This window comes from Polynucleobacter sp. es-MAR-4 (genome assembly GCF_018882055.1).
Lineage (GTDB): Bacteria > Pseudomonadota > Gammaproteobacteria > Burkholderiales > Burkholderiaceae > Polynucleobacter.
On sequence record NZ_JACVPF010000001.1, the window covers coordinates 1,176,763 to 1,202,721 of the forward strand.

At 46.0% G+C, this 25,959-nt stretch carries 33 protein-coding genes, 1 pseudogene and 1 riboswitch; of the genes and pseudogenes, 18 read left to right on the plus strand and 16 right to left on the minus strand.

The features are described 5' to 3' along the window. Positions 1–4: 4 nt before the first annotated feature. The 3 genes from gatB to gatC are packed head-to-tail and all read right to left on the minus strand — an operon-like array spanning position 5 to position 3,281. Positions 5–1,474, minus strand: coding sequence for an Asp-tRNA(Asn)/Glu-tRNA(Gln) amidotransferase subunit GatB (gene gatB, locus ICN16_RS05950; RefSeq protein ID WP_216135694.1), 1,470 nt, complete (start codon positions 1,472–1,474; stop codon positions 5–7). After that, positions 1,474–2,991: an Asp-tRNA(Asn)/Glu-tRNA(Gln) amidotransferase subunit GatA gene (gene gatA / locus ICN16_RS05955; protein ID WP_216135469.1), complete on the minus strand. Its 1,518-nt coding sequence runs from the start codon at positions 2,989–2,991 to the stop codon at positions 1,474–1,476. The genes gatB and gatA overlap by 1 nt, the downstream gene beginning before the upstream one ends. Further along, positions 2,988–3,281 carry an Asp-tRNA(Asn)/Glu-tRNA(Gln) amidotransferase subunit GatC gene (gatC, locus tag ICN16_RS05960; protein WP_216135470.1) on the minus strand — a complete coding sequence of 98 codons (294 nt, stop codon included), beginning with the start codon at positions 3,279–3,281 and terminating at the stop codon, positions 2,988–2,990. The genes gatA and gatC overlap by 4 nt, the downstream gene beginning before the upstream one ends. A gap of 62 nt (positions 3,282–3,343) precedes the next feature. Here gatC and ICN16_RS05965 point away from each other — a divergent pair, with 62 nt between their 5' ends. Genes ICN16_RS05965 through rodA form a run of 5 tightly spaced genes read left to right on the plus strand, consistent with a single transcriptional unit; the run spans position 3,344 to position 8,911 of the window. After that, positions 3,344–4,387: a rod shape-determining protein gene (locus ICN16_RS05965; RefSeq protein WP_046330974.1), complete on the plus strand. Its 1,044-nt coding sequence runs from the start codon at positions 3,344–3,346 to the stop codon at positions 4,385–4,387. A 24-nt stretch (positions 4,388–4,411) separates the two neighbouring features. Continuing rightward, positions 4,412–5,341 (plus strand): rod shape-determining protein MreC, encoded by a 930-nt coding sequence (mreC, locus tag ICN16_RS05970; protein WP_216135471.1) that lies wholly within the window; start codon positions 4,412–4,414, stop codon positions 5,339–5,341. Further along, positions 5,338–5,862, plus strand: coding sequence for a rod shape-determining protein MreD (gene mreD / locus ICN16_RS05975; RefSeq protein ID WP_216135472.1), 525 nt, complete (start codon positions 5,338–5,340; stop codon positions 5,860–5,862). Before mreC ends, mreD begins: the two co-directional genes overlap by 4 nt. Positions 5,863–5,870: 8 nt before the next feature. After that, positions 5,871–7,778, plus strand: coding sequence for a penicillin-binding protein 2 (mrdA, locus tag ICN16_RS05980; RefSeq protein ID WP_216135473.1), 1,908 nt, complete (start codon positions 5,871–5,873; stop codon positions 7,776–7,778). After that, positions 7,760–8,911, plus strand: a complete 1,152-nt coding sequence (gene rodA, locus ICN16_RS05985; protein ID WP_216135476.1) for a rod shape-determining protein RodA — start codon at positions 7,760–7,762, stop codon at positions 8,909–8,911. Before mrdA ends, rodA begins: the two co-directional genes overlap by 19 nt. Before the next feature lie 92 nt (positions 8,912–9,003). Here rodA and ICN16_RS05990 read toward each other — a convergent pair whose 3' ends face one another. Beyond that, entirely contained in the window at positions 9,004–9,324 is a 321-nt protein-coding gene (locus ICN16_RS05990) for an HU family DNA-binding protein (protein ID WP_143742185.1), read from the minus strand. 77 nt (positions 9,325–9,401) lie between these two features. Continuing rightward, entirely contained in the window at positions 9,402–9,767 is a 366-nt protein-coding gene (locus tag ICN16_RS05995; RefSeq protein WP_216135477.1) for a hypothetical protein, read from the minus strand. 163 nt (positions 9,768–9,930) lie between these two features. Here ICN16_RS05995 and ICN16_RS06000 point away from each other — a divergent pair, with 163 nt between their 5' ends. Beyond that, complete coding sequence (locus ICN16_RS06000; RefSeq protein ID WP_216135478.1) at positions 9,931–10,833, plus strand: aspartyl/asparaginyl beta-hydroxylase domain-containing protein; 903 nt, start codon at positions 9,931–9,933, stop codon at positions 10,831–10,833. Positions 10,834–10,836: 3 nt separating this feature from the next. Here ICN16_RS06000 and ICN16_RS06005 read toward each other — a convergent pair whose 3' ends face one another. Continuing rightward, positions 10,837–11,133, minus strand: a complete 297-nt coding sequence (locus tag ICN16_RS06005; RefSeq protein ID WP_216135479.1) for a DUF167 domain-containing protein — start codon at positions 11,131–11,133, stop codon at positions 10,837–10,839. A gap of 22 nt (positions 11,134–11,155) precedes the next feature. Between ICN16_RS06005 and can the strand changes: the two genes are divergently transcribed. The 7 genes from can to ICN16_RS06040 are packed head-to-tail and all read left to right on the plus strand — an operon-like array spanning position 11,156 to position 17,384. Next, positions 11,156–11,821: a carbonate dehydratase gene (gene can, locus ICN16_RS06010; protein WP_216135480.1), complete on the plus strand. Its 666-nt coding sequence runs from the start codon at positions 11,156–11,158 to the stop codon at positions 11,819–11,821. A gap of 8 nt (positions 11,822–11,829) precedes the next feature. Then, complete coding sequence (locus ICN16_RS06015; RefSeq protein WP_216135481.1) at positions 11,830–12,717, plus strand: lipid A biosynthesis acyltransferase; 888 nt, start codon at positions 11,830–11,832, stop codon at positions 12,715–12,717. A 38-nt stretch (positions 12,718–12,755) separates the two neighbouring features. Further along, on the plus strand, positions 12,756–13,508 hold the full coding sequence (locus ICN16_RS06020) for a metallophosphoesterase (RefSeq protein ID WP_216135482.1): 753 nt from the start codon (positions 12,756–12,758) through the stop codon (positions 13,506–13,508). A 7-nt stretch (positions 13,509–13,515) separates the two neighbouring features. Beyond that, the gene (locus ICN16_RS06025; RefSeq protein WP_216135485.1) at positions 13,516–13,833 is read left to right on the plus strand and encodes a hypothetical protein; all 318 of its coding nucleotides are present in this window, start codon (positions 13,516–13,518) and stop codon (positions 13,831–13,833) included. A gap of 15 nt (positions 13,834–13,848) precedes the next feature. Next, positions 13,849–14,934 (plus strand): protein kinase, encoded by a 1,086-nt coding sequence (locus ICN16_RS09925; RefSeq protein WP_216135697.1) that lies wholly within the window; start codon positions 13,849–13,851, stop codon positions 14,932–14,934. Positions 14,935–14,966: 32 nt separating this feature from the next. After that, positions 14,967–15,704 (plus strand): pseudouridine synthase, encoded by a 738-nt coding sequence (locus ICN16_RS06035; protein WP_215334090.1) that lies wholly within the window; start codon positions 14,967–14,969, stop codon positions 15,702–15,704. Between the two features lie 60 nt (positions 15,705–15,764). Further along, a complete protein-coding gene (locus ICN16_RS06040) occupies positions 15,765–17,384 on the plus strand; it encodes a peptide chain release factor 3 (RefSeq protein ID WP_370625615.1) in 1,620 nt (539 codons plus the stop codon). A gap of 2 nt (positions 17,385–17,386) precedes the next feature. On the opposite strand, the gene ICN16_RS06045 is transcribed toward ICN16_RS06040, so the two are convergent. Both ICN16_RS06045 and ICN16_RS06050 read right to left on the minus strand, forming a co-directional pair. Beyond that, positions 17,387–17,635 carry a hypothetical protein gene (locus tag ICN16_RS06045; protein ID WP_216135488.1) on the minus strand — a complete coding sequence of 83 codons (249 nt, stop codon included), beginning with the start codon at positions 17,633–17,635 and terminating at the stop codon, positions 17,387–17,389. A 35-nt stretch (positions 17,636–17,670) separates the two neighbouring features. Continuing rightward, the gene (locus ICN16_RS06050) at positions 17,671–17,901 is read right to left on the minus strand and encodes a DUF2798 domain-containing protein (RefSeq protein WP_255533624.1); all 231 of its coding nucleotides are present in this window, start codon (positions 17,899–17,901) and stop codon (positions 17,671–17,673) included. Positions 17,902–18,283: 382 nt separating this feature from the next. Here ICN16_RS06050 and ICN16_RS06055 point away from each other — a divergent pair, with 382 nt between their 5' ends. From ICN16_RS06055 to ICN16_RS06065, 3 genes are read left to right on the plus strand one after another with little or no spacing between them, the layout of a single operon-like run. Beyond that, entirely contained in the window at positions 18,284–18,790 is a 507-nt protein-coding gene (locus ICN16_RS06055) for an MOSC domain-containing protein (RefSeq protein WP_255533625.1), read from the plus strand. Beyond that, positions 18,787–19,191 (plus strand): GNAT family N-acetyltransferase, encoded by a 405-nt coding sequence (locus tag ICN16_RS06060; protein WP_216135490.1) that lies wholly within the window; start codon positions 18,787–18,789, stop codon positions 19,189–19,191. The genes ICN16_RS06055 and ICN16_RS06060 overlap by 4 nt, the downstream gene beginning before the upstream one ends. 9 nt (positions 19,192–19,200) lie before the next feature. After that, positions 19,201–19,848, plus strand: a complete 648-nt coding sequence (locus ICN16_RS06065) for a histidine phosphatase family protein (protein WP_216135493.1) — start codon at positions 19,201–19,203, stop codon at positions 19,846–19,848. 44 nt (positions 19,849–19,892) lie between these two features. Here ICN16_RS06065 and ICN16_RS06070 read toward each other — a convergent pair whose 3' ends face one another. From ICN16_RS06070 to ICN16_RS06090, 5 genes are all read right to left on the minus strand, one after another. Then, entirely contained in the window at positions 19,893–20,132 is a 240-nt protein-coding gene (locus ICN16_RS06070) for a hypothetical protein (RefSeq protein WP_216135496.1), read from the minus strand. A 73-nt stretch (positions 20,133–20,205) separates the two neighbouring features. After that, positions 20,206–20,958, minus strand: coding sequence for a transporter substrate-binding domain-containing protein (locus ICN16_RS06075; RefSeq protein WP_216135499.1), 753 nt, complete (start codon positions 20,956–20,958; stop codon positions 20,206–20,208). Between the two features lie 103 nt (positions 20,959–21,061). Continuing rightward, the gene (locus ICN16_RS06080) at positions 21,062–21,259 is read right to left on the minus strand and encodes a hypothetical protein (protein WP_216135502.1); all 198 of its coding nucleotides are present in this window, start codon (positions 21,257–21,259) and stop codon (positions 21,062–21,064) included. A 138-nt stretch (positions 21,260–21,397) separates the two neighbouring features. Then, a riboswitch (glycine riboswitch) is annotated at positions 21,398–21,502 on the minus strand. 158 nt (positions 21,503–21,660) lie between these two features. Further along, entirely contained in the window at positions 21,661–22,026 is a 366-nt protein-coding gene (gene panD, locus ICN16_RS06085; RefSeq protein ID WP_216135504.1) for an aspartate 1-decarboxylase, read from the minus strand. Between the two features lie 140 nt (positions 22,027–22,166). Then, positions 22,167–22,724, minus strand: a complete 558-nt coding sequence (locus ICN16_RS06090; protein WP_216135507.1) for a phasin family protein — start codon at positions 22,722–22,724, stop codon at positions 22,167–22,169. Positions 22,725–22,908: 184 nt separating this feature from the next. Between ICN16_RS06090 and pagP the strand changes: the two genes are divergently transcribed. Then, complete coding sequence (gene pagP / locus ICN16_RS06095) at positions 22,909–23,463, plus strand: lipid IV(A) palmitoyltransferase PagP (RefSeq protein WP_255533628.1); 555 nt, start codon at positions 22,909–22,911, stop codon at positions 23,461–23,463. A 2-nt stretch (positions 23,464–23,465) separates the two neighbouring features. Here pagP and ICN16_RS06100 read toward each other — a convergent pair whose 3' ends face one another. From ICN16_RS06100 to ICN16_RS06110, 3 genes are read right to left on the minus strand one after another with little or no spacing between them, the layout of a single operon-like run. Then, a complete protein-coding gene (locus ICN16_RS06100) occupies positions 23,466–24,026 on the minus strand; it encodes a peroxiredoxin (protein ID WP_216135513.1) in 561 nt (186 codons plus the stop codon). 30 nt (positions 24,027–24,056) lie between these two features. Then, positions 24,057–24,626: an SRPBCC family protein gene (locus tag ICN16_RS06105; RefSeq protein ID WP_216135516.1), complete on the minus strand. Its 570-nt coding sequence runs from the start codon at positions 24,624–24,626 to the stop codon at positions 24,057–24,059. Between the two features lie 51 nt (positions 24,627–24,677). Next, positions 24,678–25,082 (minus strand): BLUF domain-containing protein, encoded by a 405-nt coding sequence (locus ICN16_RS06110; protein ID WP_216135519.1) that lies wholly within the window; start codon positions 25,080–25,082, stop codon positions 24,678–24,680. Positions 25,083–25,592: 510 nt separating this feature from the next. On the opposite strand from ICN16_RS06110, the pseudogene ICN16_RS06115 reads away from it, so the two are divergent. Continuing rightward, a pseudogene (locus ICN16_RS06115) lies at positions 25,593–25,959 on the plus strand (catalase-peroxidase); the annotation flags it as partial.

The following is a 25,959-nucleotide window of genomic DNA, read 5'->3' on the forward strand; positions in this document are numbered from 1 at the left end:
ACTTTTAGCTCAGTTTTTTACGCAGCAGCTCGTTCACCTGACCTGGATTGGCCTTGCCTTTTGAAGCTTTCATGATCTGGCCCACCAAAGCATTAAATGCTTTTTCCTTGCCAGAGCGGAACTCTTCAACAGACTTCTCGTTGGCCGCCAACACCTTATCAATCATAGCTTCAAGCTCACCACTATCGCTAATCTGTTTTAAGCCTTTTGCGTCAATCACTTGATCAACAGTGCTAATGGCTTTGCCTTCGATAGCCTCTTCCCACAGAATTGCAAAGATATCTTTTGCGATCTTGTTAGAGATAGTTCCATCTGCTACACGAGTTAATAATGGTGCCAAATGCTTTGCTTTTAATGGTGCATCTGCAGTAGCAATGCCAGCACGATTGAGTGATGAAGCAAGCTCACCCGCAATGAGATTGGCTGCAGCTTTTGCCAACGGTTTTCCAACAATAGCCAAAAGCTCTTCAAATACTTTGGCGGTATCGCGATCTTGTGTGAGCAATTGCGCATCGTAGGCGCTTAAGCCGAACTCGCTTTGCCATTGCTCGCAAAGCTGCGCTGGGAGCGCAGGCATCTTGGTACGCACATCAGCAATCCATGCATCATCAATGACTACTGGTAATAAATCGGGGTCCGGGAAATAGCGGTAGTCATTTGCATCTTCTTTGCTACGCATACTGCGCGTTTCTTGACGATCGGGATCGTACAAGCGCGTTTCTTGAACGACTGCACCGCCATCTTCAATCAACTCAATTTGTCGGCGTACTTCATATTGAATTGCCTCTTCCAAAAAGCGGAAGGAGTTTAAGTTCTTAATCTCGCAACGGGTGCCAAATTCTTTTTGACCTACAGGTCGAACAGATACGTTAGCATCGCAACGGAAAGATCCTTCTTGCATATTGCCGTCACACACACCCAACCAAACTACTAATGTGTGCAGCGCTTTTGCATAAGCCACTGCTTCAGCAGCACTTCGCATCACCGGCTCTGTAACAATTTCTAGCAATGGTGTGCCAGCACGATTCAGATCGATGCCGCTTGATGCTTCACCGTGTGGGCCCAAGAAACCTTCTTCATGAACTGACTTACCAGCGTCCTCTTCCATATGGGCGCGCGTGAGCTCAACCACTTTGACTTGATCGCCAACCAGTATTTCCAAATGGCCGCCAACAACCACCGGGAGATCCATCTGGCTAATCTGATATCCCTTTGGCAAGTCAGGATAGAAATAATTCTTGCGCGCAAAAATACTCGCTGGAGAAATCTTTGCGCCCACAGCTAAACCAAAACGAATGGCATGCTCAACTGCTTGACGATTTAAGACTGGCAAAACACCAGGCAAAGCCAAGTCGACTGCGCAGGCCTGTGTGTTTGGCCCTGCTCCAAAACGCGTACTTGCTCCACTAAAAATTTTAGATTGCGTTTGAAGCTGTGCGTGGGTCTCTAGACCTATAACGATTTCCCATTGCATCATGCCACCTCGCTTGCTTGACGCAAATGCCAATCAGTACTTTGCTGATATTGATGCGCCACCTGAAGTAAGCGCGCCTCTGAAAAATAATTGCCAATTAATTGCATGCCAATTGGTAAATTATTTGAACTGAATCCACATGGGGCGCTCATGGCTGGCAGTCCTGCTAAGTTCGTTGAGAGCGTATAAATATCTTCCAAGTACATCTGTACTGGATCTTTTGATTTTTCACCTAGACGCCAAGCAACATCAGGGGCAACCGGCCCCAAGATCACATCACACTTTTCAAATGCCGCCTGAAAGTCTGCAGCAATAATGCGACGGATTTTTTGAGCTTGCAGGTAATAGGCATCGTAATAGCCATGACAAAGGACATAGGTGCCAACCATGATGCGACGTTTTACTTCTGCACCAAATCCTTCGGTACGTGATTTCTTATACATGTCAGATAAATCACGATATTCATTTGCTCGGTGTCCGTAACGCACACCATCAAAGCGACTCAAATTACTTGAGGCCTCAGCAGGAGCCAACACGTAATAGACCGGAATGGACAACTTGGTTTTTGGCAGACTAACCTCTATTAACTCTGCGCCTAAATCTTGCAGTGCTTTGGCTGCAGCATTGACTGCGTTAGCCACTTCTGGCGCAAGTCCTTCCGCAAAAAATTCTTTTGGCAAACCAACCCGCAATCCCTCTAATGGTTTAGCTGCATTGGAGCCACCTTCTTTCCAATTCTGCGTGAGATAACGCCCGTAGTCCTCGCCAGAGTCCGCTAGAGAGGTGGAGTCACGTGGATCATGAGAAGACATTGCCGAGAGTAATAGCGCGCAATCTTCCGCATTCTTGCCCATAGGGCCAGCCTGATCTAAGGATGAGGCATAAGCAATCATGCCGTAGCGCGAGACACGCCCGTAACTCGGCTTAATTCCGGTGAGCCCACAAAAGGCGGCAGGCTGCCGTATAGATCCACCAGTATCTGTACCTGTTGCAATCGGAGCCAATCCTGCAGCTACTGCCGCTGCAGAGCCTCCAGAAGATCCGCCAGCAACATATTCTGAATTCCAGGGGTTTAGGACTGGGCCATAGGCTGAATTCTCATTAGAGGAGCCCATTGCAAACTCATCCATATTGGTCTTTCCAAGACAAACCATGCCGGCACCATTGGGATTAAGTTCATCCGGAATCCCGAGATTCGAAACTACCGTGGCATCAAATGGACTGAGGTAACCCTCAAGCATTTTGGATGCAGCTGTTGATTTCCAGCCACGCGTTACGAAGACATCTTTATGGGCAACTGGAATGCCTGTTAATTTTCCAGCCTTACCAGAAGCAAGAATTTTATCCGCTTTAGATGCTTGCTCTAAACTTAAGTGAGCACTTACATCAAGGTATGCATTCCAGCGTTTTCCAGCCTCAATACGCTCCAGAAAGTACTTGGTCAGCTCAGTGCTAGAGACCTCTTTAGCAGCCAATGCTTTTGCCATTAAGGCAATTGGGGTTTGGTGCCAACTCATTCGATCACCCGCGGGACTAAGAAGTAGCCTTCCTGCACAGCAGGGGCAGATTGCATATTTTCAGCTCGCTGGTCAGTTTCAGTAACCACGTCCGTACGCAAAGGTTGCGCTAAATCACGCAAAAAGAGGATGGGGTGAGCCAATGGTGCAAGACCACTTGTATCAACCGCCTGCATCTCCTCAACCAAGGCAAAAACTGCCTGTAATTGAGGCAATACTGCCTCGGCTTCTGCCTGACTTAAGTCAAGACTGGAAAGGTGCGCAATGCGCTGGACATCATCAAGTTTCATGGGGCGCTAGAGTATCATTCATATATATATTTTTTAACACTTACTTATTTTCCCACTACATCATGTTTGGTTTTTTCCGCAGCTACTTTTCTAATGACCTGGCCATCGACCTGGGTACAGCCAATACCTTAATTTACATGCGTGAACGGGGTATTGTGCTTGATGAACCGTCCGTTGTGGCAATTCGCACCGAAGGCGGCCCAAATGGCAAAAAAACCATTTTGGCAGTCGGAAAAGAAGCAAAAGCGATGTTGGGACGCGTTCCTGGAAATATTGAGGCGATTCGCCCAATGAAAGACGGTGTTATTGCCGATTTCACAATTACCGAGCAAATGCTCAAGCAATTTATCAAAATGGTGCACGAGAGCAAGCTGCTGAAGCCAAGCCCACGCATCATTATTTGCGTTCCTTGCGGCTCCACACAAGTTGAGCGTCGCGCAATTCGCGAGTCAGCTTTGGGCGCGGGCGCATCACAAGTATTTTTAATTGAAGAGCCAATGGCTGCTGCAATTGGTGCAGGCCTACCAGTATCTGAAGCGGCGGGCTCGATGGTTGTTGATATTGGCGGCGGCACAACTGAAGTTGGCGTGATGTCATTGGGCGGCATGGTTTACAAAGGCTCTGTCCGCGTTGGTGGCGATAAGTTTGATGAGGCCATCACAAACTACATCCGTCGTAACTACGGTATGTTAATCGGCGAACAAACTGCTGAGTTGATTAAGAAAACAATTGGCTCTGCATTCCCTGGTGCTGAAGTACGCGAGATGGAAGTGAAAGGTCGCAATCTTTCTGAAGGTATTCCACGCAGCTTCACTGTTACTAGTAATGAAATTTTGGAAGCTTTAACTGATCCATTGAATCAAATCGTGACAGCAGTTAAAGCAGCCCTAGAGCAAATTCCTCCCGAGCTTGCATCTGACATTGCCGAACGCGGCATGATGCTCACCGGTGGTGGTGCACTACTGCGTGACCTAGATCGCTTGCTGCTCGAAGAAACTGGCCTTCCTATTCATGTTGCAGAAGATCCCCTCACTTGCGTCGCTCGTGGTTGTGGCATTGCCTTAGAGCGCATGGATAAGTTGGGCGGCGTGTTCTCACAAGAGTAATTGACCTAAGCGTCGATTAGGGAATTGCAACATAGCGCTCCTCCTCTTTTCAGACAAGGCGTTCCGGCTTTAGTCAAACTGATTGTCTGTCTATCGATCAGCATCGCCTTGATGTTGATCGATTTTCGCTTTAAAGCACTTGATCCGATTCGCAATAACGTCAACTGGATATTGCGTCCACTTGAATACGTGATGATGATGCCGCGCAATGCGTATGAAGCGACTTCAGAATATTTCACTAGCCGTGGAACTCTCGATAAAGAAAATCAAGAAATGAAAGTACGTCAAGCAGAGCTCTCTTTGCTTGCCAACCAATCAGAATTTCTTCTTGTAGAAAATCAAAATCTCCGGCAGTTGATGGATTTACAAAAACAAGTGTCTTTTAAAACACTGCCTGTGGAAATTTTATTTAACCCGCCGAATCCCATCTCTCAACGAATTGTGGTGAACCGCGGAAGCAGCGATGGCCTCAAGCTAGGCAACCCTATCGCCAACGACTCTGGAATCCTTGGCCAGGTAGTGCGACTCTATGACAACTCCGCTGAAGTTTCTTTGCTAGAAGATCGTGACTTTGCCGTTCCAGTGCAGGTAGCGCGAAATGGTTTGAGGGCTGCAGTATTTGGCGCAGGGCGCGGCAATCCACTCGAGTTGCGCTACCTTCCAGTAGCCAGCGATTTAGAAGTGGGTGATGTACTCATTACGTCAGGTATCGACGGTATTTATCCGCCTGGATTTGCAGTAGCAGTGATTAGTCGAATAGAGCGCAATGCCGATAAAAACTCTTCCAATGTATTTTGCGTGCCAGTAGCACCCGTCAACCGCTATCGCCAGGCCTTGGCGTTACTTTATGACCCACAGTGGGACGCCAAAGCGTCTACTGGAATAAGCAAACCTGGTGCGCCACTAACAAATACACCGGGGCGCCGCCAAACTCGTGCGCGGGGTATGCAATGATCGATTTTCAAAGCGGCTACATTCTGCGTCCGGTAAATCCGGTTTTTATCTATTTCAGCTTGTTTTGCGCACTACTGCTGAACCTACTGCCAGTTGGTAATTACGGCTGGGTTCCGGACTGGCTCATTATTTGCATCGTGTTCTGGAACATCCATCAGCATCGATATGTGGGCGTGATCACTGCATTCATTCTTGGCGTATTAATGGATGTTCACAACTCTGATCTATTAGGGATTCACGCATTTAGCTATTCATTAGTGGCCTACCTTGCGATCTCTTGGCATCGCCGAATCATTGCCCTATCAGTATTAACGCAAGCACTTCATCTTTTGCCAATCTTCTTATTGGTCTCATTGTTTCCAGTGCTAGCTCATTGGCTATTGAGTGGCGAAGTGTATTGGTGGGCCCTCACTGGTGCCATTCAAGCAATTATTGAAGCATTGCTATGGCCAGTAGCAACCCGGATCTTGCTGTCGCCCCAACGTCGACCCATTGACGTTGATCACAATCGCCCTCTTTAAAGCGCTGCATGGTTTCATTTAAAAAACCAAACCTCGACTCGTTTCAAGAGCGCATTCATATTGCGACCTTGTTTGTTACCTTTTGCTTCTTATTATTAATTACAAGATTAGTGTGGCTGCAACTCGTGAGTCATGGGAAATACGCCCTACTGGCAGAGAACAATCGCATTGCCCTGGTACCCGCTCCGGCTAATCGCGGCCTACTGATAGATCGCAATGGCATCGTGATTGGCAGGAACTATTCCGCATTAACCCTAGACGTGAATGCCGAGGAGGTTAAAGGTAACGTTGATGAGCTAATTGATGAGCTCTCTCAGATTGTGTTGATTTCGCCACGGGACCGTCGAAATTTCAAGCGCTCCCTGGAAGATTCGCGAAAAATGGGGACTTTTCCGCTCCGATCTATGCTCACCGAAGCTGAAACAGCCCGTTTTATGGCTAATCGATATCGATTTCCGGGGGTTGAGATCCGCGCCCGCAGCTTCCGAGAGTACCCCTACAACGAATTGGCCTCCCATTTAATTGGCTATATCGGACGGGTTTCTCAGCGAGATAAAGAGAAAATGCTGGCGGAAATTGAAAGCTCTAAGGCAGATGATCCAGATGCGCTACAAACATCTTTTTTACCCGGCATACAGTACGTTGGAAAGATTGGCTTAGAACAAAGTTATGAAACGGTTCTTCGTGGAGTGCCAGGATATGACCAAGTAGAAATTACTGCGGGCGGCAAACCAGTGCGCACACTTTCTAGCTCACCATCAGTGCCTGGAAAAAATGTAGTGTTGTCAGTAGATATTAAATTGCAATATTTAGTGGAACAACTCTATGGAAATTTCCGTGGAGCATTTGTAGCGATTGAGCCAGAAACTGGCGATATTCTGGCATTTGTATCTAAGCCCAACTTCAATCCAAATGATTTTGTTGAGGGCATTGATTCAGTAACTTGGAAAGAGTTAAATGATTCCCCGCAGAAGCCGCTCTACAACCGCCCCCTCAAAGGAATCTACCCTCCGGGATCTACATACAAACCATTTATGGCGCTCGCAGCTTTAGAAACTAAAAAGCGCACGCCATCACAAACGATCTCAGATCCAGGTTATTTTGATTTTGGAAACCACACCTTCCGAGATGATAAAAAAGGTGGGCATGGCATTGTCGATATGCAAAAGTCTATCGTTGAGTCTTGCGATACCTACTACTACCTGTTAGCGCGTGATATGGGCGTCAACATGATGCATGACTTCATGAAGCCATTTGGTTTTGGGCAAATTACCGGCATCGATTTACAGGGCGAATCTAAAGGCGTACTGCCATCCACAGAATGGAAGAAAAATACCTTTAAAAAACCAGAGCAACAAAAATGGTATGAAGGTGAAACTATTTCCCTTGGAATTGGCCAAGGCTATAACGCATTCACGATTTTGCAGCTAGCGCATGCCATGGCAAATCTAGCTAATAACGGCATCGTCATGAAGCCGCACTTAGTAAAAGCGATCGAAGATCCTTTCACAAGAAGTCGCACACTCACCACACCCAAAGAAAGCTATCGCATTGATCTTGTTCCTGAGAATATTGAGGTGATCAAGAAGGCCATGGTTGAAGTGAACAATTCTGGTACATCTGCTTCTGTATTTAAGGGCACAGGCTATCAAGTTGGTGGTAAGACTGGAACGGCACAAGTATTTAGTTTGAATTCGAAAGAATATAAGCATGGCTCTACTGCAGAATTTTTGCGTGACCATGCTTTATATATTGCTTTTGCTCCTGCAGAAAAACCAACGATTGTGATTGCAATGGTTGTAGAGAACGCCGGTTTTGGTGCGCAGCACGCAGCACCAATTGCACGTAAAGCACTTGATTTTTATCTTGAGGGTAAATGGCCAAGGGAGATTCCTGAATGGAAAAGAGCGCCATAGGTAAAGCAAAAAAATTATTCCTGAGTATTTTTAGCGGGCTTGATCGCCAGCTAGGCCTTATTTTACTTGGCTTAGCGGGAATTGGATTTATTATATTTTTATCTGCAAGCCAAAATACACCTGTTCGTTTTGAAGATGAGCTGCGTAACTTAGCGCTTTCATTTGCCGTCATGTGGATCGTTTCTCGCATCCCGCCAAAATGGCTAGAGATGGCCGCAGTGTGGATTTATGGGATTGGAGTTGCGCTACTAATCGCAGTTGCCGTATTTGGACTCATTAAAAAAGGTGCGAGGCGGTGGCTTAATATTGGCTTTGTGATTCAACCTTCCGAGTTGATGAAAATTGCAATGCCACTCATGTTGGCCTGGTACTTTCAAAAGCGTGAGGGCATTCAAAAGTCTTGGGACTATGGAGTTGCAGCAATCATTCTCGCAATTCCGGTCCTCCTGATTGCGCGCCAACCGGATTTGGGCACCGCACTCTTGGTGTTTGCCGCGGGCATGTATGTGATTATTTTGGCGGGGCTACCTTGGAAATGGATTCTGCCATTCGTAGGCATTGGCGCATTTGGGATTCTGCTCATCATTATTTTCGGCAATACGATTTGTGCGCATGATGTTGTATGGCCATTTGTACATAATTATCAAAAGCATCGGGTTTGTACTTTGCTCGATCCAAGTAGCGATCCCCTTGGAAAAGGTTTTCATACTATTCAATCCATGATCGCGATCGGCTCAGGTGGATTTTTTGGTAAAGGTTGGTTTCAAGGGACGCAAGCGCATCTTGAATTTATTCCAGAAAAACATACCGACTTTATATTTGCCGTCTTCTCCGAAGAGTTTGGCTTGCTGGGCAACTTAGTTTTGCTCGCACTGTTCTTTGCTTTGATTAAGCGTGGTCTCGCTATCTCCGCGAGTGCACCAAATCTATTTACGCGATTGCTAGGCGCATCAGTCACCCTGATCTTTTTCACCTACGCATTTGTCAACATCGGCATGGTAAGTGGCCTATTACCAGTTGTGGGCGTCCCATTGCCTTTCATTAGCTACGGAGGTACTGCTCTAGTCACGCTCGGCTTCGGGGCTGGCATTTTGATGAGTATTCATCGCCATCGACGTCTGGTGCAAAGCTAAGCAATCAGATTGAATGTATGCGCAGACTATTGCGCTATCTCTGGAGACAAAAAAGCCCGGCAAGCCGGGCTTTTTCATCAACAAAGCAAGAATTACTTCTTACGCTTGTTAACTGAATCTTTAAATGCTTTACCAGCAGAAAACTTAACAGTTTTAGCAGCAGCAATTTTGAGTGGCTCGCCAGTTTTTGGGTTACGGCCCATACGTGCAGCGCGCTTACCAGAAGCAAAAGTACCGAAACCGATCAGTTGTACTGAGTCGCCTTTAGTAACAGCTTTAATGATTTGCTCAATAGCAGAATTCAATGCAAATTCAGCTTTGGCTTTTGAGATCTCAGCGTCGTCAGCAATCGCTGCGATTAGTTCTGCTTTGTTCAAGTGAAGCTCCTTATAGATATTGATATCAGCGCACATTGCGCTTACATGATTTTAACCACAAAAAATTACAAAAATAAAGCTGCGTCACAGCAAATTTTTTTATTACCGCTTTTTTACTCTTCTATAACTGTCACATCTGATACAAAATACTCGGTATCGCCAAAACAGCTTGTAGGTAACCCAATATGTTGATCGTATTTAAGTGCGACCTTTTTTCCCAAATTGGCATTGATTTTTTGCGCTACAGCATCTTCACGCACGGTAAAGAGAAATTTTTCTGACATGGTGCCAGGCATAGAAACCATCGCTAATTCGCCTTCCCAGGTTTTACAGATATAGCCGCGATTGGAAAACTTTTGAACGTAGCCGGCACGCTCACCGCTACCATAGCTCCAATTGAGCATAATCCAGGTATAGGCCGCTAAACCCGCTAAGCCAATCAATACAAGGCTTAAAAGCCATTTTGCGAATCCATTCATGTGGTTTTCCTTAATAAATCATCTTTGCAGCCCTAATTGGGTGCATTCATTGCGGTCTGTTTTGACACCAATCAACATTTGAGCATATTCATTATAAAAATAGGGGTGAAATGCAGCCTCATACAAATTAAAATATCAGTATTAACGCTAATCGGTAAACCCCATGGAACTTCGTCATATCGTCTTTTTGATCTTTGTCATTTCAGCGATTTATGTCTATTTCAGGGGCAAGGTGCGATTTGGCGTAGTGCGCTCCCTGACGGACTATCAGGTGCTTTTGGCACCAATTAACAGCCTGCTCTATTTATTCTCCAAAACCAAAGCTGGGGCATTTATTCCCGTTGCGGACTTTCCTGAAATGAAGCCGCTTCAAGAAAATTGGCAAATCATCCGTGACGAAGCCCTTGCTTTGAATGCAGACGGCGCCATTGCCGCAGCCACTGGATATAACGATATTGGCTTTAACTCCTTTTTTCGAACTGGCTGGAAGCGCTTTCACCTCTACTGGTATGGCAAGGAAATGCCATCGGCACAACTCAATTGCCCTAAAACTGTTGCGCTTCTGAAATCAATCCCGTCAATTAAGGCGGCGATGTTTGCCTCGCTACCCCCAGGAGCTACGCTGGTACGCCACCGGGACCCTTATGCGGGCTCGCTGCGCTATCACATCGGCCTTGTCACCCCAAACGATCCTAAATGCTTTATTGACGTTGATGGGGAGCGCTATTTCTGGAAAGATGGTGAGCCGGTGATGTTTGATGAAACCTATATTCACTATGCGGCAAATGAAACCGATCAACAGCGCATTGTTTTATTTTGCGATGTGGAGCGCCCCGTTTACACCAAATTGGTGCAATTACTCAATCGCTGGTTTGGACGCTACGTCATGAGCGCCGCCTCTTCCCAAAACGTTGAAGGGGAGAGGGTTGGACTTGTGAACATCCTCTTTAAGTATTTCTACCACTTAAGAGCGCAGGCAAAAAAGCTCAAAGCTAAACATCGCAGCGTTTACTACATCGGAAAATGGGTTCTGATTTTAGGAATTGCGTGGGCAATATTTTGGTAAGCCCTAGGGGCTTAACACCTCAATAATTTGCTCTGGGGTGATTGAACCCCAGATTTCTACCCGCTTAATGCGACTATTTTGACCGGATAGAAGTTGAATTTGTTTTTGCGGAACCCTTAACTGCTTAGATAACCAAGATAGCAGCATCTCATTTGCCCTGTTTTCAAGCGCAGGGGCCTGCAAGGATATCTTCAGGCAGCCGTCATGCAGACCAGCTATCTTGGTCAGCTTAGCGCCTGGCTGGCAATGTAAATTAAGAACAATGCCGGTGGGGGTTTGGTTTAACCAAATGGGCATCATTAAAGTACTTTAAACTCAAATCATGATTATGAAGAACTCCAGCGCCTTAGACCAGTTATTTGCCAATAATCGCGAATGGGCGGAAGCCATGATCGCCCAAGATGCAGATTTCTTTAAGCGCCTAGTTTCTCAACAGGCACCAGAATATCTTTGGATTGGCTGCTCCGATAGCCGTGTCCCAGCCAATGAAATCGTTAATCTTCTACCGGGCGAATTATTTGTTCATCGCAACGTTGCCAACGTCGTCGTGCACACTGATCTGAACTGTTTATCCGTAATTCAATTTGCAATTGATCTTTTAAAGGTCAAACACATTTTGGTTGTTGGTCATTACGGCTGCTCTGGCGTCCACACTGCGATGACGGATAGACGTGTAGGTCTAGCTGACAATTGGTTACGTCACGTCAAAGATGTGCACCAAAAGCATGAGCGCTACCTTGGTGAAGCTATTCCAACAGCAAGGCGTCAAGACCGATTATGCGAGCTCAATGTGATTGAACAAGTTGTCAATGTTTGCGAAACCACCATTGTTCAAGATGCATGGGCAAGAGGGCAAGACCTAACGATTCATGGTTGGGCTTACCGCCTGGAGACTGGCTTGGTAAATGATTTAGGCATGTCGATTAGCTCCGACGAAGAAATGAATGTGCGCTACGCTAAATCCTTATCTCGCTACGACGCTGAATAAATTGAGTTTTGTTTAAAAACTTTTCAAACTACTCTGGAGTAGCGCTCCTCAGATTTCTAGTATCGCTTCCCTATAAGACGCTAGTCTCTATTGGCTATAGCTTGGGCTACTTAGCAGCTCATATTCCTAGCTCGCGCAATCGCGTAGTTCAGAAAAATTTGGAACTATGCTTTCCTGAGCTGAGCCCAGAAGAAATTAATGCACTTAGAGAAGAACACTGGAGGCTACTCGGTCGCAGCTTGGCAGAAAAAAGTATTATTTGGCTCGGCAGCAAAAAACAACTTGCCGATATGATTGAAGTTCGCTCAGAGGTCGACCTCAGCGATAGGCAACCTCGCATCTTAGTGAACATGCATTTTATTGGTATTGAAGGCAGCATTATTTTGAGTGCGCTTGCTCACGACAAAGGCTGGCCCCGTACCTCAGGCTTTTTCCAAAGAATGAAAAACCCCTTCTTTAATAGAAAAATTATTGAGTGGCGCAATCGCTTTGGCGGGAACTCGATTGACCGCCAAGGAAACACCCTTGAGCTCATTCGAGAAATCCGCAAAGGGAGCTTTATCATCATTGCACCTGATATTGATTTAGGGCTCAAAGATTCAACCTTCGTTCCTTTTTTTAATATTCAAACCAATACGATCACCGCCGTTTCCCGCCTTGCCAAAATTACAGGAGCTCAGGTCTGCATGATGGTCACAACGCTCAAAAAAAATGAGGCTGGCTATGTTTGCGCTATTAGTAAGCCGCTTGAGAATTTTCCGACTGAGAACCCTGAAGCAGATACCGCACGTCTCAACCAAATTTTTGAACAAGAAATAAGACTCAGGCCCGCTGAATACTATTGGGTTCATAAACGCTTTAAAAATCGTCCATTTAATGAGGCGAACCCCTATTAGCCCTTCTTCTGGCTGCGCTTTTGTCCTATCATTAAAGGATGACTGAACGCATTGGGCTATTTGCCGATCTACATAGTAATTTAGAAGCTTTTGATGCTTGCATGGAGCAAGCCAAAGAGTTGGGCGTTACCCGCATGGTTTTTTTAGGGGACCTCGTTGGTTACAACGCAGACCCTGGCGCTGTAATTGATCGCATTGGAGAGATGGTTGCCAATAAAAAAGCAATTGCTGTTTTAGGAAATCATGATCAAGCGGTTTTTGAAGACCATCGCCATCAAATGAATGCAAGCGCTAATGCTGCAATTGAATGGACCAAAAGCCAGCTCAACTCTTCTCAGATTCAGTTTCTCAAAGATTTACCCCTAATGATTCAAGAGGATGCAATGTGCTTTGTTCACGCATCGGCTCATAATCCCGCGGACTGGAATTACATCACCGACAGTATGAGCGCATGGCGTTGCGTACAAAGTTCAGGAAAGCCATATACCTTTGTTGGCCACGCTCACGAACAAGCGCTCTTCTATCAAAGTGCTGTTGGTAAGCTCATTCGTTTTGCGCCCCATCCCGGCGACGAAGTTCCGGTAATGCATCATCGCCAATGGGTTGGCGTAGTGGGCTCACTTGGCCAGCCGCGCGATGGCAATCCCGAAGCTTGCTTTGCTGTTTTTGAGCCCGCATTAGAAGTGCTTACTTTTCATCGGACCCCTTACGATCAATTTACAGCAGCAGAGAAAGTTCGTCGTGCGGGGTTGCCAGAGGATCTTGCTAACCGCCTAATCACGGGCAAATAATTTATTTATGTCGATTAATACTGATATTGAAGCAGTTGATGAGATTTTCCAAGAAGGCAAAGTAGTTGATGGATTTGTATTGGGGGCTGAAGTTCATCGTGGCGGCATGGCCAGCCTGTACTCCGCAACTAAAGAAGGTATTGATGTTCCCATTCTTCTCAAGATTCCGAGAGTCGGTCGTGACCAGCCCGTTGAAAGTCTCATTGGCTTTGAAACTGAGTTAACCATTCTGCGCTCACTGAAGAGCCCCTATGTTCCAAAATATCTCGGCTCTGGCAATATGGCGACACGCCCCTATATTGCAATGGAGCGCGTTGAAGGATGACCGCTTGAGGACTTCATCAAAGAAGGTAAAGTTTTTTCAATTGATGAGGTAGTAAAAATTGGAGCTGACTTGGCACAGGCAGTGCAGTCGCTTCATGCACAAGATGCGATTCATTTAGACATCAAGCCCGAAAATATTCTGATTGACGATAAAGGCAAGCTCACCTTAATTGATTTTGGTTTATCGCATCACGCTCGCTTTCCAGACTTACTTGCAGAAGAAATGCGCAAGGGAATTGGTTCGGCTCCCTATATTTCGCCAGAGCAAGTCACTGGAATTCGCTCTGACTACCGCAGCGATATTTTCTCTATCGGCGTCATTATGTATGAGCTACTAACGGGCGAACTTCCCTTTGGGAATCCACAGTCGATGAGTGGTTTGCGAAAAAGAATGTGGGCACAGGCATTTCCTCCGCGCGCTATCCGCAAAGAGATCCCCCGCTGGCTTCAAGAAATTGTTTTACGTTGTCTGGAGCCACGAGCAGCCGACCGCTATCAAAGCGCTGCACGTCTTCGTCAGGTCTTGCGCGACCATGAGAGCGTCACCCTCACTGAGCGTGCGGATCGAGTAGACCCACTTAGTTTCTGGGAAAACCTGAAACGCATGTTCCGTGCGGCAGGTTATGAGCCATCCCCAAGTCCTCGTCCCAGCATCGGAAACTACGATGCACCATTAATGATTGCAGCGATTGATACTCGCCAATCTGATGAGGACTTGCGTGAACGTATGCAAACAACTGCCAAAAATTTATTGCAGGCCTACCCTGAAAGTCGCCTCGTATGTCTGAGCACTATTGCGAGCACCCCAACTTTTGAAGGCAACCAGGAAAGTGAAACTGCTAGCGGCATTGTGCGCGGCCATCTTGTGCAGCTCATGGAGTGGGCTAAACCCCTAAAATTGCCGCCAGAACGGATTTCGTATCACGTACTAGAGGCACTTGATCCGGCCACCCGAATAGTGGATTTCGCAAAAGACAATGATGCGGCGCTCATCCTGATTGGGGCGTCCCACAAGCTACCAAATAAAGTAACGCCTTGGCGAACTTCAATGACAAAAATTGTTGAGGAAGCCCCCTGCAGCGTTCATATTGTCAGAACCTAGTCTCAGCCGGGCAATTGCCCGATAATGCAGTCATGGAAGAAAAAATACGCGTCTCCAAGCTGCTCTCTGAGCTAGGCCTTTGCTCTCGTCGCGAGGCCGACTCTTACATCGAGCAGGGCTTGGTTACTGTTGATGGTGAAGTGGTCAATGAGCTGGGCTCGCGTGCTTTTCGTCATCAAAAGATTGAGTTACAGTCCGGGGCCAAAGCTCAGCAGGCATCCCGGATTACCGTCATTCTCAATAAGCCAGTCGGCTTTATCTCTCACTATGATGATGAGCAAGAGTACCAACCTGCTGCCTCACTAATTACTCCGGACAATTACTTTGCTAGCCCGCTTGATAAGGGCCGCAACCCGCGATTTAATACTCGCGGCCTGGCGCCTGCCGGTCGACTCGATATCGACTCCACTGGCATGCTAGTGCTGACTCAAGATGGCCGTATTGCCAAACTCCTCATTGGTGAAAACAGTCCGATAGAAAAAGAGTATTTGGTTCGGGTTGAAGGCGCCCTCTCTTTTGAAGATCTAGATCGCCTAAAGCATGGCCTGGAATTAGATGGTGTTGTTTTGAAGCCTGCTCAAGTTAGCTGGCAGAACGAAGATCAACTTCGCTTTGTTTTGCGAGAGGGTCGCAAACGTCAAATTCGTCGCATGTGTGAAATGGTTGGCCTGAGAGTTTTAGGCCTCAAGCGCGTGCGTATGGGTAGAATTTCTCTAGGCGCCCTACCTCCTGGAAAATGGCGCTTTGTGAGGCCAGAAGAGCAATTCTAAGAAGCTCAGCGCGCTTATAATTCTGTCAGTTAGATTAAACGCAGAATTACCATCGATACCATCACATCCAGCACTCCTGGCGCAGAAGTTTTAAGACGCCGCAGCTTTGCCATCATCTCTCACCCAGACGCTGGCAAGACCACCCTTACCGAAAAACTCTTGTTATACGCAGGAGCCATTCAGATTGCAGGTAGCGTAAAAGCACGCAAGGCCAGTCGACATGCAACCTCTGACTGGATGGAGATTGAGAAGCAACGCGGCATTTCAGTTGCGAGCTCGGTGATGCAAATGGAATATCGTGACTGCATCATTAATCTTCTCGATACCCCTGGTCACCAAGACTTCTCCGAAGATACCTATCGCGTTTTAACTGCGGTTGATTCTGCCCTCATGGTGATTGATGCCGCCAATGGTGTCGAGTCACAAACCCTGCGCTTGCTTGAAGTCTGTCGCGCGCGCAATACGCCAATCGTGACCTTCATTAATAAAATGGATCGTGAGGTAAAGCCCCCCATGGAGCTCATGGATGAAATTGAAACTGCGCTAGGTATTGAAGTAGTTCCTTTTACTTGGCCAGTGGGCATGGGCAAATCATTTGCCGGCGTGATTGATATCGCCAACTCACAAATGCGCATGTTCAAAGCGGGCGAAGATCGTGTGACCGAAGATTCGCATGCCATTGTTGACGTCAATGACCCTGCGCTGAAAGAGCGCCTTGGCACTGATCTCGAAAATGCACTTGCAGAAGTTGATCTCATTAAAAATGCGATGCCTGCGTTTGACCGTGAAGCCTTTTTGGCTGGGCGTCAATCACCAGTATTCTTTGGCTCAGCCATTAATAATTTTGGTGTGCGCGAGATTCTAAATACTTTAGTGGAGCTCGCACCATCACCAGGTTCACGCAAGGCCTTGCAGCGCGAAGTCAGCCCAGCAGAAAATAAATTCTCCGCAGTGGTGTTTAAGATTCAAGCCAACATGGATCCAGCGCATCGAGATCGTGTTGCTTTCTTGAGAATTTGCTCAGGGCATTTCCAGCGCGGCATGAAGCTCAAGATTTGCCGTAACGGCAAAGAAGTGCGTACCAATAATGCGCTGTCTTTCTTGTCACAACGCCGCGACATCTTAGATGAAGCTTTTCCCGGTGACATTATTGGATTGCCAAACCACGGACTACTTCGCTTGGGCGACACGCTCACCGAAGGTGAGCAGTTGCAATTCACAGGCTTGCCGTTTTTTGCGCCTGAAATTTTCCGCATGGTTGAGTCCGCAGATCCACTGCGCTCTAAACAATTGCGCACAGGCTTAATGCAGCTTGGCGAAGAGGGTGCTATTCAAGTATTTCGCCCTATGACTGGCGGAACTATGTTGCTTGGCGCATTTGGACAATTGCAGTTTGAAGTGGTGAGTCATCGCCTACAAACAGAGTACGGCGCTGAAGTACGTCTGCTGCCTGCGCGCTATAACTTAGCTCGCTGGGTCAGCTCTGAAGATCCTGTAGCTCTTAAGAAATTTATACAAGAAAATATTCATCGCATGGCAGAGGATGTTGTGGGTGCTTCAGTATTTTTGGCCAGCCACAAATCCGAATTAGATGTCGCTCAACAGCGCTGGGAATCCATTCAATTCCATGCGCTCAGAGAGCATGCAGGCCTCATCTACCAATCAGACCTCGCTGGATAAATCTAGCGTTGGCTTGATTGCGGCCAATTGCAATCGAACACTGCAACTAACTGAGTATCGCTTTTTCTAAAAGCAGCAGTTTTGCCATATTGCGCGCAATAGGCATTGGCCCTTGTTGTTAGTGATGCGATAGATTCGCCATCACTATTTAGAAAGGTGACATGATTCGCATCTGATGCATCGGTGTAAACCGCTGCGCAAGCACTCAATCCAATAATCCCAAGCAACAAAACATATTTGAGATGTGTCATACGAATCCCCTTGCTTAGTAAATGCATTAGCCCGCTCATAGTACAAACCTCTTCACCAGTCTTGCGGTCAGATTGCTAGCAAATGGGCGATAGATCAAAATACAAATCATCGCAACTGGATAGGCAACCAACCAAACCTCCAGCCATACCCAGAAGAAGTTCTGCGCTAAGCCCACTCGAACTAAAGTTGTCGCCAGCGTAATACTCAATGACATAAGTCCGCCCATGATGGCGGCGAAAATAAGATTTGGAATATTCATCATCATCTAATCATAGCGCCTGGACTGCTTAACTGTTATTCTGATTTGTGATCACTATTCCGCGCCCTACTTAGGGGAGTCTGCTGAGCAAGCTCAGAGGTTCATCATTCCAAGACTCTAGGAAAAAATATGGCTGTTGGCCAAAATCAAAGAAATAGAAAAAATGACCCCATGGTTAGCAAAACTGGTAAAGCTAAACTGGGCCCACTGAATACTGCTCAATTAAGCAAATTACTTGACTCAAGCACCAAGCCTAAAGAGAAAGCAAAGATTCAAAGGGCTCTTAATAAGCGCCCTTCAATCCCAGCGCCTGTCGCTGAGCCTGTCGCAGCCTAAGTGCTAAGCCCCGAAATTACCGGGGCTTTTTCTTATGTAATATGCTCTCATCATGAAAGCATCTGCTCAAATTCACTCTATTTATGTTTCAGCTCGTGCAGGCGAACCAATGATGCAGCTGGCACAAGCCCGCATCATTGCTGGCGAGGGAATTGCTGGTGATCGCTATGCACTAGGCATAGGTGCGTTCTCTAAAACCAAGCCTAAAATCCGACATATTTCTCTGATTGCACTATCCGGCATTGATCATGCCAATCAACAACTCCTTGCCAAGCAACAAGCAGTTTTTGATCCGGGCGATACTCGAAGAAATCTGATCATCATCGGGATTTCCGCAGAAGAGCTCAATGCGCTTGTTGGCAAGACTTTCTATTTGGGGAGTCTTACTTTTAAGGGCACTGAATTATGCGAGCCCTGCCAGCGACCAGCCAATCTACTCAAAAGACCTGACTTCATGAATGCATTTGAGAGTAGGGGTGGCCTTAGGGCGGAGGCGCTGGAGTCCGGAACTCTTGGCAATGGGGACTTGCTTACCCATTCTATCGGCCAAGAAAAATGATCACTTATATCGAGCATGCCACTATTAGCCCAGAGCAGGCGATCGACCTATATACCCGCTCCACCCTTGGGGAAAGACGCCCAATTAATAGTATTGAGGCTTTTACAGCAATGCTTGCCAATGCAAACCTCACTATTTCCGCATGGGATGATGAGAAACTAGTTGGAATCAGTCGCAGCCTGACAGACTTTGCCTATGTGGCTTATTTAGCTGACCTTGCTGTAGATGAACAATACCAGCGGCAAGGAATAGGCAAGCAACTCATTGAAGAAACTAAAAAGCGACTGGGCCCTAGCTGCATGATTGTGCTACTTGCTGCCCCGAAAGCGAACACCTATTACGAGCATCTTGGTTTCGAACATAATCCTCGCGCTTGGACAATGAAAAATAACTCCGCTTAATATTGCAATATGTCTATAACCAAACTCTGTCTTATACGCCATGGCGAGACCGCCTGGAATGCTGAAAGACGCCTGCAGGGGCATACCGATATTCCTCTAAATGCCAAAGGCGCTCTACAAGCTCGTCAAATGGCACAAGCACTAAAAGATATCAACCTCTCATTTGATGTCTTGTATACCAGCGACCTTAAAAGAGCGGCCGATACAGCAAATGCACTTGTTGAAATATTTGGGGTCGAGGCTAAAGTTGATGGGGCTCTGCGAGAGCGGCATTTTGGCGCACTTCAAGGGCTTTCAATCACCGAGGCGCCATCAATACAACCCGATGTTTGGCAAGCCCATATTGCTCGTGACTTAGAGCATGACCTTGAAGGTGGCGAAAGTATTCAACAATTTGCTTTGCGAGTGCAAAATGCGCTAGATAAAATTCAAGAGCGCCATGCTGGTAAAACTATTTTGATCGTGAGTCATGGCGGCACGCTCGATATGATGTATCGCATTGCGAGTAAACAAGCGCTCAGCGCCGAAAGAATAGCTTCGGTACCAAATGCCTCTTTAAATTGGATTTCCCATAGACAAGGGGATGGATGGTCGGTGGGGCAATGGGCTGACACTCGCCACCTGGAGGGGCCCGCCCTAGAAAACGTAGACCTCTAAGAAAAAAGTCACCCGTAGGTGACTTTTGACTTTTCAGAAAGAATTTATTTTCTGATGTGTGCGTGACGTGCAGCGTCTTGTGACATGCCCTCGCCTTTTGGCTTACCTTCAAGCGCTTCTTTTTCAGCAGTGATTTCTTTGCGGCGCTCTTTGCAAGAACCAGCAATCTCTTGCAATGCTTTACGAGCTCTGGCAGCAGAAGCTTTGATTCCTTTACCGTGGAACTTTTCATTCTCTGATTGGTAGGCTTCAAAAGCAGCAATTAACTTGTCATGATGGGACATATTTTTCCTTATGAATAATTGAAATAATCGGCTTAAGAAGCACTTTAACCCAATATACGAAAACTACTCTAAATTATTGCGTCCAGCGATTAATGATTGCCTTTAGCTTTTCTGGGCCCAACTCGGCAAGATATAAATTAAAGTCATCCCGCAATTTTGAGCCTTTTTTGAAGGCAAACCCTAGATTGTCAAACCCAACCACTTGATAGCTGCTACTGACTGGGAGATTTAAGGATTTTTGGTAATTGACGAGCATAACGTTATCCACAAATACTAAGTCCACATTGCCATTTTGCAAGGCAATCAGGGCCTCTGTAGGTGATGGATACAGCTTGACCTGGTTTACTGAGTAATAGCCCTTTGGCTGCAAGACTGTTTTTACATAATCATCAAACACGCTACCGGTAGGATAGGCAATGGTGTATTTTTTTAGCTGTGACAAATCAGTAATTTTGATATGGCGCTTGTTTAAACCGATCAACTGCCAAGTGCTGGTGAAATAAGGATTAGAAAAATCCATCACCTCTTTACGCTTATCGGTAATTGAGATCCCGGAGAATGCGACATCAGCCTGTCCACTAGTTACCGCGCCCAACATACCAAGCCAATCATAGGCGGTCATTTTGAATGTACAGCCCCGTGACTTACAGTAGCCTTCAAATATCTCCAAATCTATACCCGTATATTTGCCATCTTTTTCAAAAAGCATCGGGGGTATCGTAGGAGATATAGCAACCTTAATCACATTGGACTGCTCTTCTTTGGAGCAGGCGCCAAGCACAAATAAAGTTACAAACAATATCGAAATGATGCGTGCTAGTCTCATGATGTATTCAGAATTAAATTGGATAAATGATCTTATCAAGAATTGAATGCAAAAAACCACCCGAAGGTGGTTTTTAATTTTCAATGCTCACCCTCTGATTTTATTATCCAGTGGTCGCTTTTTTACTTGGCACGTGACTTGCTTTACAGAAATCTACAATAGCGTCTGCAAACTTCAGGTAACGCGAATTCACTCTTCTCAGCTCACTTAACTCCGACACACCTTTGGGCGTCTCTTGTTGAAAGGATGCATCTTCATAGCCTGGATGGTACGGGGCTTCTTTTGTATAGATATTGCTCATATTGTTTACCTAATTCAGTAAGATTTTTAATGGCTCCGGAGATGGAGGTTAGTTGTGCGTTCTTACTGAGCTAGCTTGGGGCGATATTCATTCAGGACTCCTAACATGCGCGTGCGCAATTGAATGCGTCACCCGCTTGCCGCTCCCCCTGTCCTTGATACCTGAGAGATTCACGCTAAGACCTAGCTTAGCGCTTGCTCCTTCGGTGCACCATCAACATGGTGACTCTCCAGACGGCTGTTTAGGATAAGCAGTACCTTCCTAGTGGGTACCTGAGCGTTCATGGGAGTTTGCGCCTTCGGTGGAGGCCTATGGCCTCACTCTCCTGCTTGTAAACAGTATAACTTGTGTAATTATTTTTGTAATACTGACTTACACCTAGCCCCGCGTCTATTGAGAAATTAATTGACCTTCTTAATTTCTTTAATGGTATTGCCTTCGCCCAACAACACAATTTTAGGAACGTGCTTTGCAACTTCATCATTGCTGACTTGCCCGTATGTACAAATAATCAGATGATCGCCAACATGAGCTTTACGTGCAGCAGCTCCATTCAAAGAAATAATCCCCGAGCCACGTTTTGCCTTGATGATGTATGTTGAAAAACGTTCGCCATTATTAATGTTGTAAAGCTCGATCTTTTCAAATTCACGCATGTCGGCAGCATCGAGCAAGTCCTCATCGATTCCACAAGAACCTTCATAATGCAAATCCGCCTCTGTAACGGTTGCTCTGTGAATTTTTCCCAACAACATAATGCGATTCATACGATTTCCTCAAGAATTAAAAGCATGCCTCTTAAAGCATTTTTAAAAACTGTCTTGGCATTTTCTCAAATTTATTTGAAGTGACACCATCAAAAAAACCCCGCATACACGGGGCTTTCTGAATGGCTATTATCTACCAATTACTTGGCGCGGCTTTTTGCTGCTTTAGGGGCCTGACCAAACTGACCTTGTGCAGTCTTCATTGCTGTTTCCACACTTTTTTCGAAGTTTGCAAAGGCATCTTGAGTGGTGGATCGAACTTGGTCGAAGTTTTGCATGGCCGTATTAAATGCGGATGTAAATGCACTTACATATGCTTCTGTGCCAGCTGGCGCCTTTGAGGTTGCTGTAGCCACAAAGCTCTTCAAATCATCCTGTGATTGATCAATGGCCGCCTCTACAGCCTCAACCAATTCTTGGTTACCACGACGCAGTACTGCAGCCACCTTTTTCTGATAAGCAGCTACCTCAGCAACAGCCTCTTGTACTTCTGGGCTTTGCAAGAGATCTAAAGCAGCCTTGGCATCTTTGCCCTTCAATAACTCGGCAGCCTTGGCTTGCGCGTTTGCTACGGCCTGCTGCGCTGCCTGGTAATTGATTTCTGCCAATTCTTGAGCATTCTCAAGGGCGGTTTGACCTAAAGCGCGGGCGCTTTCTACGGATTTAGCTTGATTTTCTGCAAATTGATTTTTGAACATGTTATTTCCTTTAAAGGGTTATTTGTTGCACTGCACCATATTAATGGCTTAATTTGGGCTTAGCAAGGAAATATTGCTGCATGGCAACATATAATTCTGTCAGTTCAAGTGGTTTGTTATGAATTTCAGCATTAAGCCTCACTTAAGTGGTGTTTTGCTTCACCTGTTTCCGAAATTATTAGTTATGTGCCGTAGATTCATTGTTCTGTTAGTTCTTTGCATGCCATTCGCAGCCTCCTGCGCCGAAAGTATCTCTGATTGGTTCCAAACCACGACAACGCATCTCGAGTCCGTTTGGGACAAAGGTGGAAATGAGCTTTATGTCCCCCTCTACACCTATCACATGCCTTACGCGTATTCTCAGGAAAAAATCAATGAATACACCGAATATCCAATGGGAATTGGATTCGGTAGGGGTCTAATGAATGAGAGTGGTAATTGGGAAGGCATATATGGAATGACCTTCAAAGATTCACATGGCATTTATCAGTACATGGTGGGATATGGATGGATACCCATGTGGAATATTGGCAACAGCCCTGACTGGAAGTATGGCATTGGAGCGACGGCTTTCATCATGTCGCGGCAAGACATCATGAACTACATCCCCTTCCCCGGCGTCCTTCCTATTGCCTCAATCAGCTATAAAGATCTCAGCATTCAGACTGCCTACGTGCCTGGCGGACAAAACGTCGGCAACGTCTTATTCACGTGGGCTAAATACAATTTGCCCAAATAAAATTAAGCAGGGATATTTTTTAAATAGTTGATAACCCAAGCCGGATCACTGTCACTTGGAAAGATTGGATAGTGCACAGCCTCGATCACACCATCATTCACAATCAAAGTAATGCGCTTTAATAAAGTCATTCCAGCAGCAACAAACGTGGGCAACTGCAAGGCTTTCTGAAATTGATAATCGGCATCACTTAATACCGGAAATGGCAAATGCAAACGATCAGCCATCTCTTTTTGGTATTCGGTAGATTGCACACTCAAGCCAACCACCTCTGCACCTAAATCGCGTAACTCTTGATAGTGATCTCTAAAGGAGCAACTTTGTGGCGTACATCCCCTAGCTCCAGGTATTTGATCCCAACCTTCTGGCAAAGCAACGTTGGGTTGCCCTGTCATTGGATAACAGTAAATTACCAAGCGGCCTTTACTCTCGCCAAGATTAAATTGGCCAGCATTAGTCGTACCCAATGAGATTGCGGGCAAGCGCATACCCACCAAGTGAGCGGCAGCTCCATCATCTTGAGGAATAGGTAAATCAGTGGGTAATTGATTGAGATTGGTCATGTTCGCATTTCTTTAAACTAAGTTTGCATATTACAACTTGCATGCCGTCTTTTGGGAAGACTTTCTTTGGGATGCCAGTTCAGCCATTGATTCAAACTGTCGACGCACAATATTTTTGATGAAGAAATCAATTATTGCTGATGGCACCATCGAATTTGGCTCAACCTGGGCATCATATTTAAAGAGGGTGGCATCTTTCTCCGGGGACAGTCGCCAACTTCCCTTGTAGTATTTTGTATCACCACTTAACTGCTCAAAAAGCAGCGCTTTGTTAGGCACCTCAACGTACTCTAATTCAGACCGCATCTCAAATGGGATGAATAGAATTCTTTCTTCAAGTAAGCGGGCAACCTTCACCTTATTTCCCGACCTAGATAGCACCTTCGAATCTACAACTCCAGGTAAATTTTTAATGCCCTCGTAGTCCGTAATAAATGTAAAGGCTTCGCATACGGTAATCGGTACCTCATAGCTTGCATTCACCTGGAAGCGATCTCCGGATCTCGTGACAGCAACCTTTAGATCATAAGTATTGGAAGCCTCTTGCGCGAAGGCGATGCCGAAGGACGCAATAAGAAAAAAATGTAGGAGCTGCTTCATAACTACAGTTTAGTTGCTCTTGAAGCAAGCTACTTTCTAGCAATGGTGGGCCTAGCTTGCTGCTGTGCGCATTAGCCTTAATAACTCATCATCATGCTCGGGCAGACCATCTAATACACCGGTAAGGTTTGGCATCTTCGCAATAATTTCTTTTGCCAAGAAGAAGCGCATTGACCAGGCAGTAAAGCTTCTCTGCGCAATCTCTTCCATCTTCAACAGGCGCACCTGCTGATGGCGAGGATCTCGCTGAATTTTTTCCCACATCTTCGTGACCTCTGCACGAGGCCCCTCTAATATTTGACCAAAATGTTGGTTCTCATAAAAGAGCACCCCTGTTAGGCCCAGCCTTTGATTAAGTTGTGCAGCTTGATCCGTAAGGCGCATCAATGCCAAAACGCCCATATCCTGCGTCGCCTTGCTGATATAGCTCACAGAAATTAATTGGGACTTGCTCATCTTGTTATCTCGGGGTCAGCGCTGGATATGTTCTAAATTGAATTCACGTAATGATGGCAAATACTATCTTTTGATGGGGCTTCAATCCATTCTGATTTACCCGCAAGCCCAAGCAACCCGATTTAGGCGTACACACAGCAAGAACGACCCTATCTAGTTATCTATTTATTAGATTAACAACTTCATATTAATTCATTAGACAGATCACTTCATTAAGAACAAGATGAATCCATCGCAACACACAATGAAGGGAGTTAAAAATGAAAATCCAAAATAGATTGGCCACGATTGCAGAAGGCTTGTACTTCCTCAACCATCAATATGAAAAGGACTTGCTAGCAATTTTGCAGTCAGAATCCGCCAAAAGGGGTTCTCTATGAATATTCTTATCGCATTTATGGCGGGCGAATAGAAAACGTGCTCAGCCGCACTGACCAAAATCGTTTTTTCAGTTAACCTAATTTGGTCAGGTTACTTAACCAAAAATGATTTACCTATTAGGAGATCTAAATGACATCACAAGGAATGTGCCCAGTTGCTCACGGGGCCAATACCGAATCCAGCAACACACCAATGGCATGGTGGCCAAAGTCACTGAACCTAGACATTCTTCATCAACAAGATACAAAGACAAACCCAATGGGTCCGTCATTTAACTATCGAGATGAATTAAAAAAGCTCGATATAGGCGCACTCAAGAAAGACATGAAAGAGTTGCTGCTCAACAGTCAAGCCTGGTGGCCAGCAGACTGGGGTCACTACGGCGGCCTGATGATTCGTATGGCCTGGCACTCTGCGGGTAGCTATCGCATTGCCGATGGTCGCGGTGGAGCTGGGACAGGCAATCAACGCTTTGCTCCATTGAACTCATGGCCAG

Coding starts and splice junctions, on each gene's coding strand:
- ICN16_RS06045 (WP_216135488.1), bottom strand. CDS start 17,635: ATGACACATCTCAAATATGTTTTGTTGCTTGGGATTATTGGATTGAGT.
- ICN16_RS05995 (WP_216135477.1), bottom strand. CDS start 9,767: ATGAATGGATTCGCAAAATGGCTTTTAAGCCTTGTATTGATTGGCTTA.
- ICN16_RS06065 (WP_216135493.1), top strand. CDS start 19,201: ATGTCTATAACCAAACTCTGTCTTATACGCCATGGCGAGACCGCCTGG.
- can (WP_216135480.1), top strand. CDS start 11,156: ATGATTATGAAGAACTCCAGCGCCTTAGACCAGTTATTTGCCAATAAT.
- gatB (WP_216135694.1), bottom strand. CDS start 1,474: ATGCAATGGGAAATCGTTATAGGTCTAGAGACCCACGCACAGCTTCAA.
- ICN16_RS06090 (WP_216135507.1), bottom strand. CDS start 22,724: ATGTTCAAAAATCAATTTGCAGAAAATCAAGCTAAATCCGTAGAAAGC.
- ICN16_RS06025 (WP_216135485.1), top strand. CDS start 13,516: ATGTCGATTAATACTGATATTGAAGCAGTTGATGAGATTTTCCAAGAA.
- ICN16_RS05965 (WP_046330974.1), top strand. CDS start 3,344: ATGTTTGGTTTTTTCCGCAGCTACTTTTCTAATGACCTGGCCATCGAC.
- ICN16_RS06100 (WP_216135513.1), bottom strand. CDS start 24,026: ATGACCAATCTCAATCAATTACCCACTGATTTACCTATTCCTCAAGAT.
- ICN16_RS06105 (WP_216135516.1), bottom strand. CDS start 24,626: ATGAAGCAGCTCCTACATTTTTTTCTTATTGCGTCCTTCGGCATCGCC.
- ICN16_RS06020 (WP_216135482.1), top strand. CDS start 12,756: ATGACTGAACGCATTGGGCTATTTGCCGATCTACATAGTAATTTAGAA.
- pagP (WP_255533628.1), top strand. CDS start 22,909: ATGTGCCGTAGATTCATTGTTCTGTTAGTTCTTTGCATGCCATTCGCA.
- mreD (WP_216135472.1), top strand. CDS start 5,338: ATGATCGATTTTCAAAGCGGCTACATTCTGCGTCCGGTAAATCCGGTT.
- ICN16_RS06005 (WP_216135479.1), bottom strand. CDS start 11,133: ATGATGCCCATTTGGTTAAACCAAACCCCCACCGGCATTGTTCTTAAT.
- ICN16_RS06075 (WP_216135499.1), bottom strand. CDS start 20,958: ATGAGACTAGCACGCATCATTTCGATATTGTTTGTAACTTTATTTGTG.
- gatC (WP_216135470.1), bottom strand. CDS start 3,281: ATGAAACTTGATGATGTCCAGCGCATTGCGCACCTTTCCAGTCTTGAC.
- ICN16_RS06060 (WP_216135490.1), top strand. CDS start 18,787: ATGATCACTTATATCGAGCATGCCACTATTAGCCCAGAGCAGGCGATC.
- rodA (WP_216135476.1), top strand. CDS start 7,760: ATGGAAAAGAGCGCCATAGGTAAAGCAAAAAAATTATTCCTGAGTATT.
- ICN16_RS06110 (WP_216135519.1), bottom strand. CDS start 25,082: ATGAGCAAGTCCCAATTAATTTCTGTGAGCTATATCAGCAAGGCGACG.
- ICN16_RS06070 (WP_216135496.1), bottom strand. CDS start 20,132: ATGTCCCATCATGACAAGTTAATTGCTGCTTTTGAAGCCTACCAATCA.
- ICN16_RS06000 (WP_216135478.1), top strand. CDS start 9,931: ATGGAACTTCGTCATATCGTCTTTTTGATCTTTGTCATTTCAGCGATT.
- ICN16_RS06050 (WP_255533624.1), bottom strand. CDS start 17,901: ATGATGATGAATATTCCAAATCTTATTTTCGCCGCCATCATGGGCGGA.
- ICN16_RS06080 (WP_216135502.1), bottom strand. CDS start 21,259: ATGAGCAATATCTATACAAAAGAAGCCCCGTACCATCCAGGCTATGAA.
- gatA (WP_216135469.1), bottom strand. CDS start 2,991: ATGAGTTGGCACCAAACCCCAATTGCCTTAATGGCAAAAGCATTGGCT.
- panD (WP_216135504.1), bottom strand. CDS start 22,026: ATGAATCGCATTATGTTGTTGGGAAAAATTCACAGAGCAACCGTTACA.
- mrdA (WP_216135473.1), top strand. CDS start 5,871: ATGGTTTCATTTAAAAAACCAAACCTCGACTCGTTTCAAGAGCGCATT.
- ICN16_RS05990 (WP_143742185.1), bottom strand. CDS start 9,324: ATGTGCGCTGATATCAATATCTATAAGGAGCTTCACTTGAACAAAGCA.
- ICN16_RS06055 (WP_255533625.1), top strand. CDS start 18,284: ATGAAAGCATCTGCTCAAATTCACTCTATTTATGTTTCAGCTCGTGCA.
- ICN16_RS06035 (WP_215334090.1), top strand. CDS start 14,967: ATGGAAGAAAAAATACGCGTCTCCAAGCTGCTCTCTGAGCTAGGCCTT.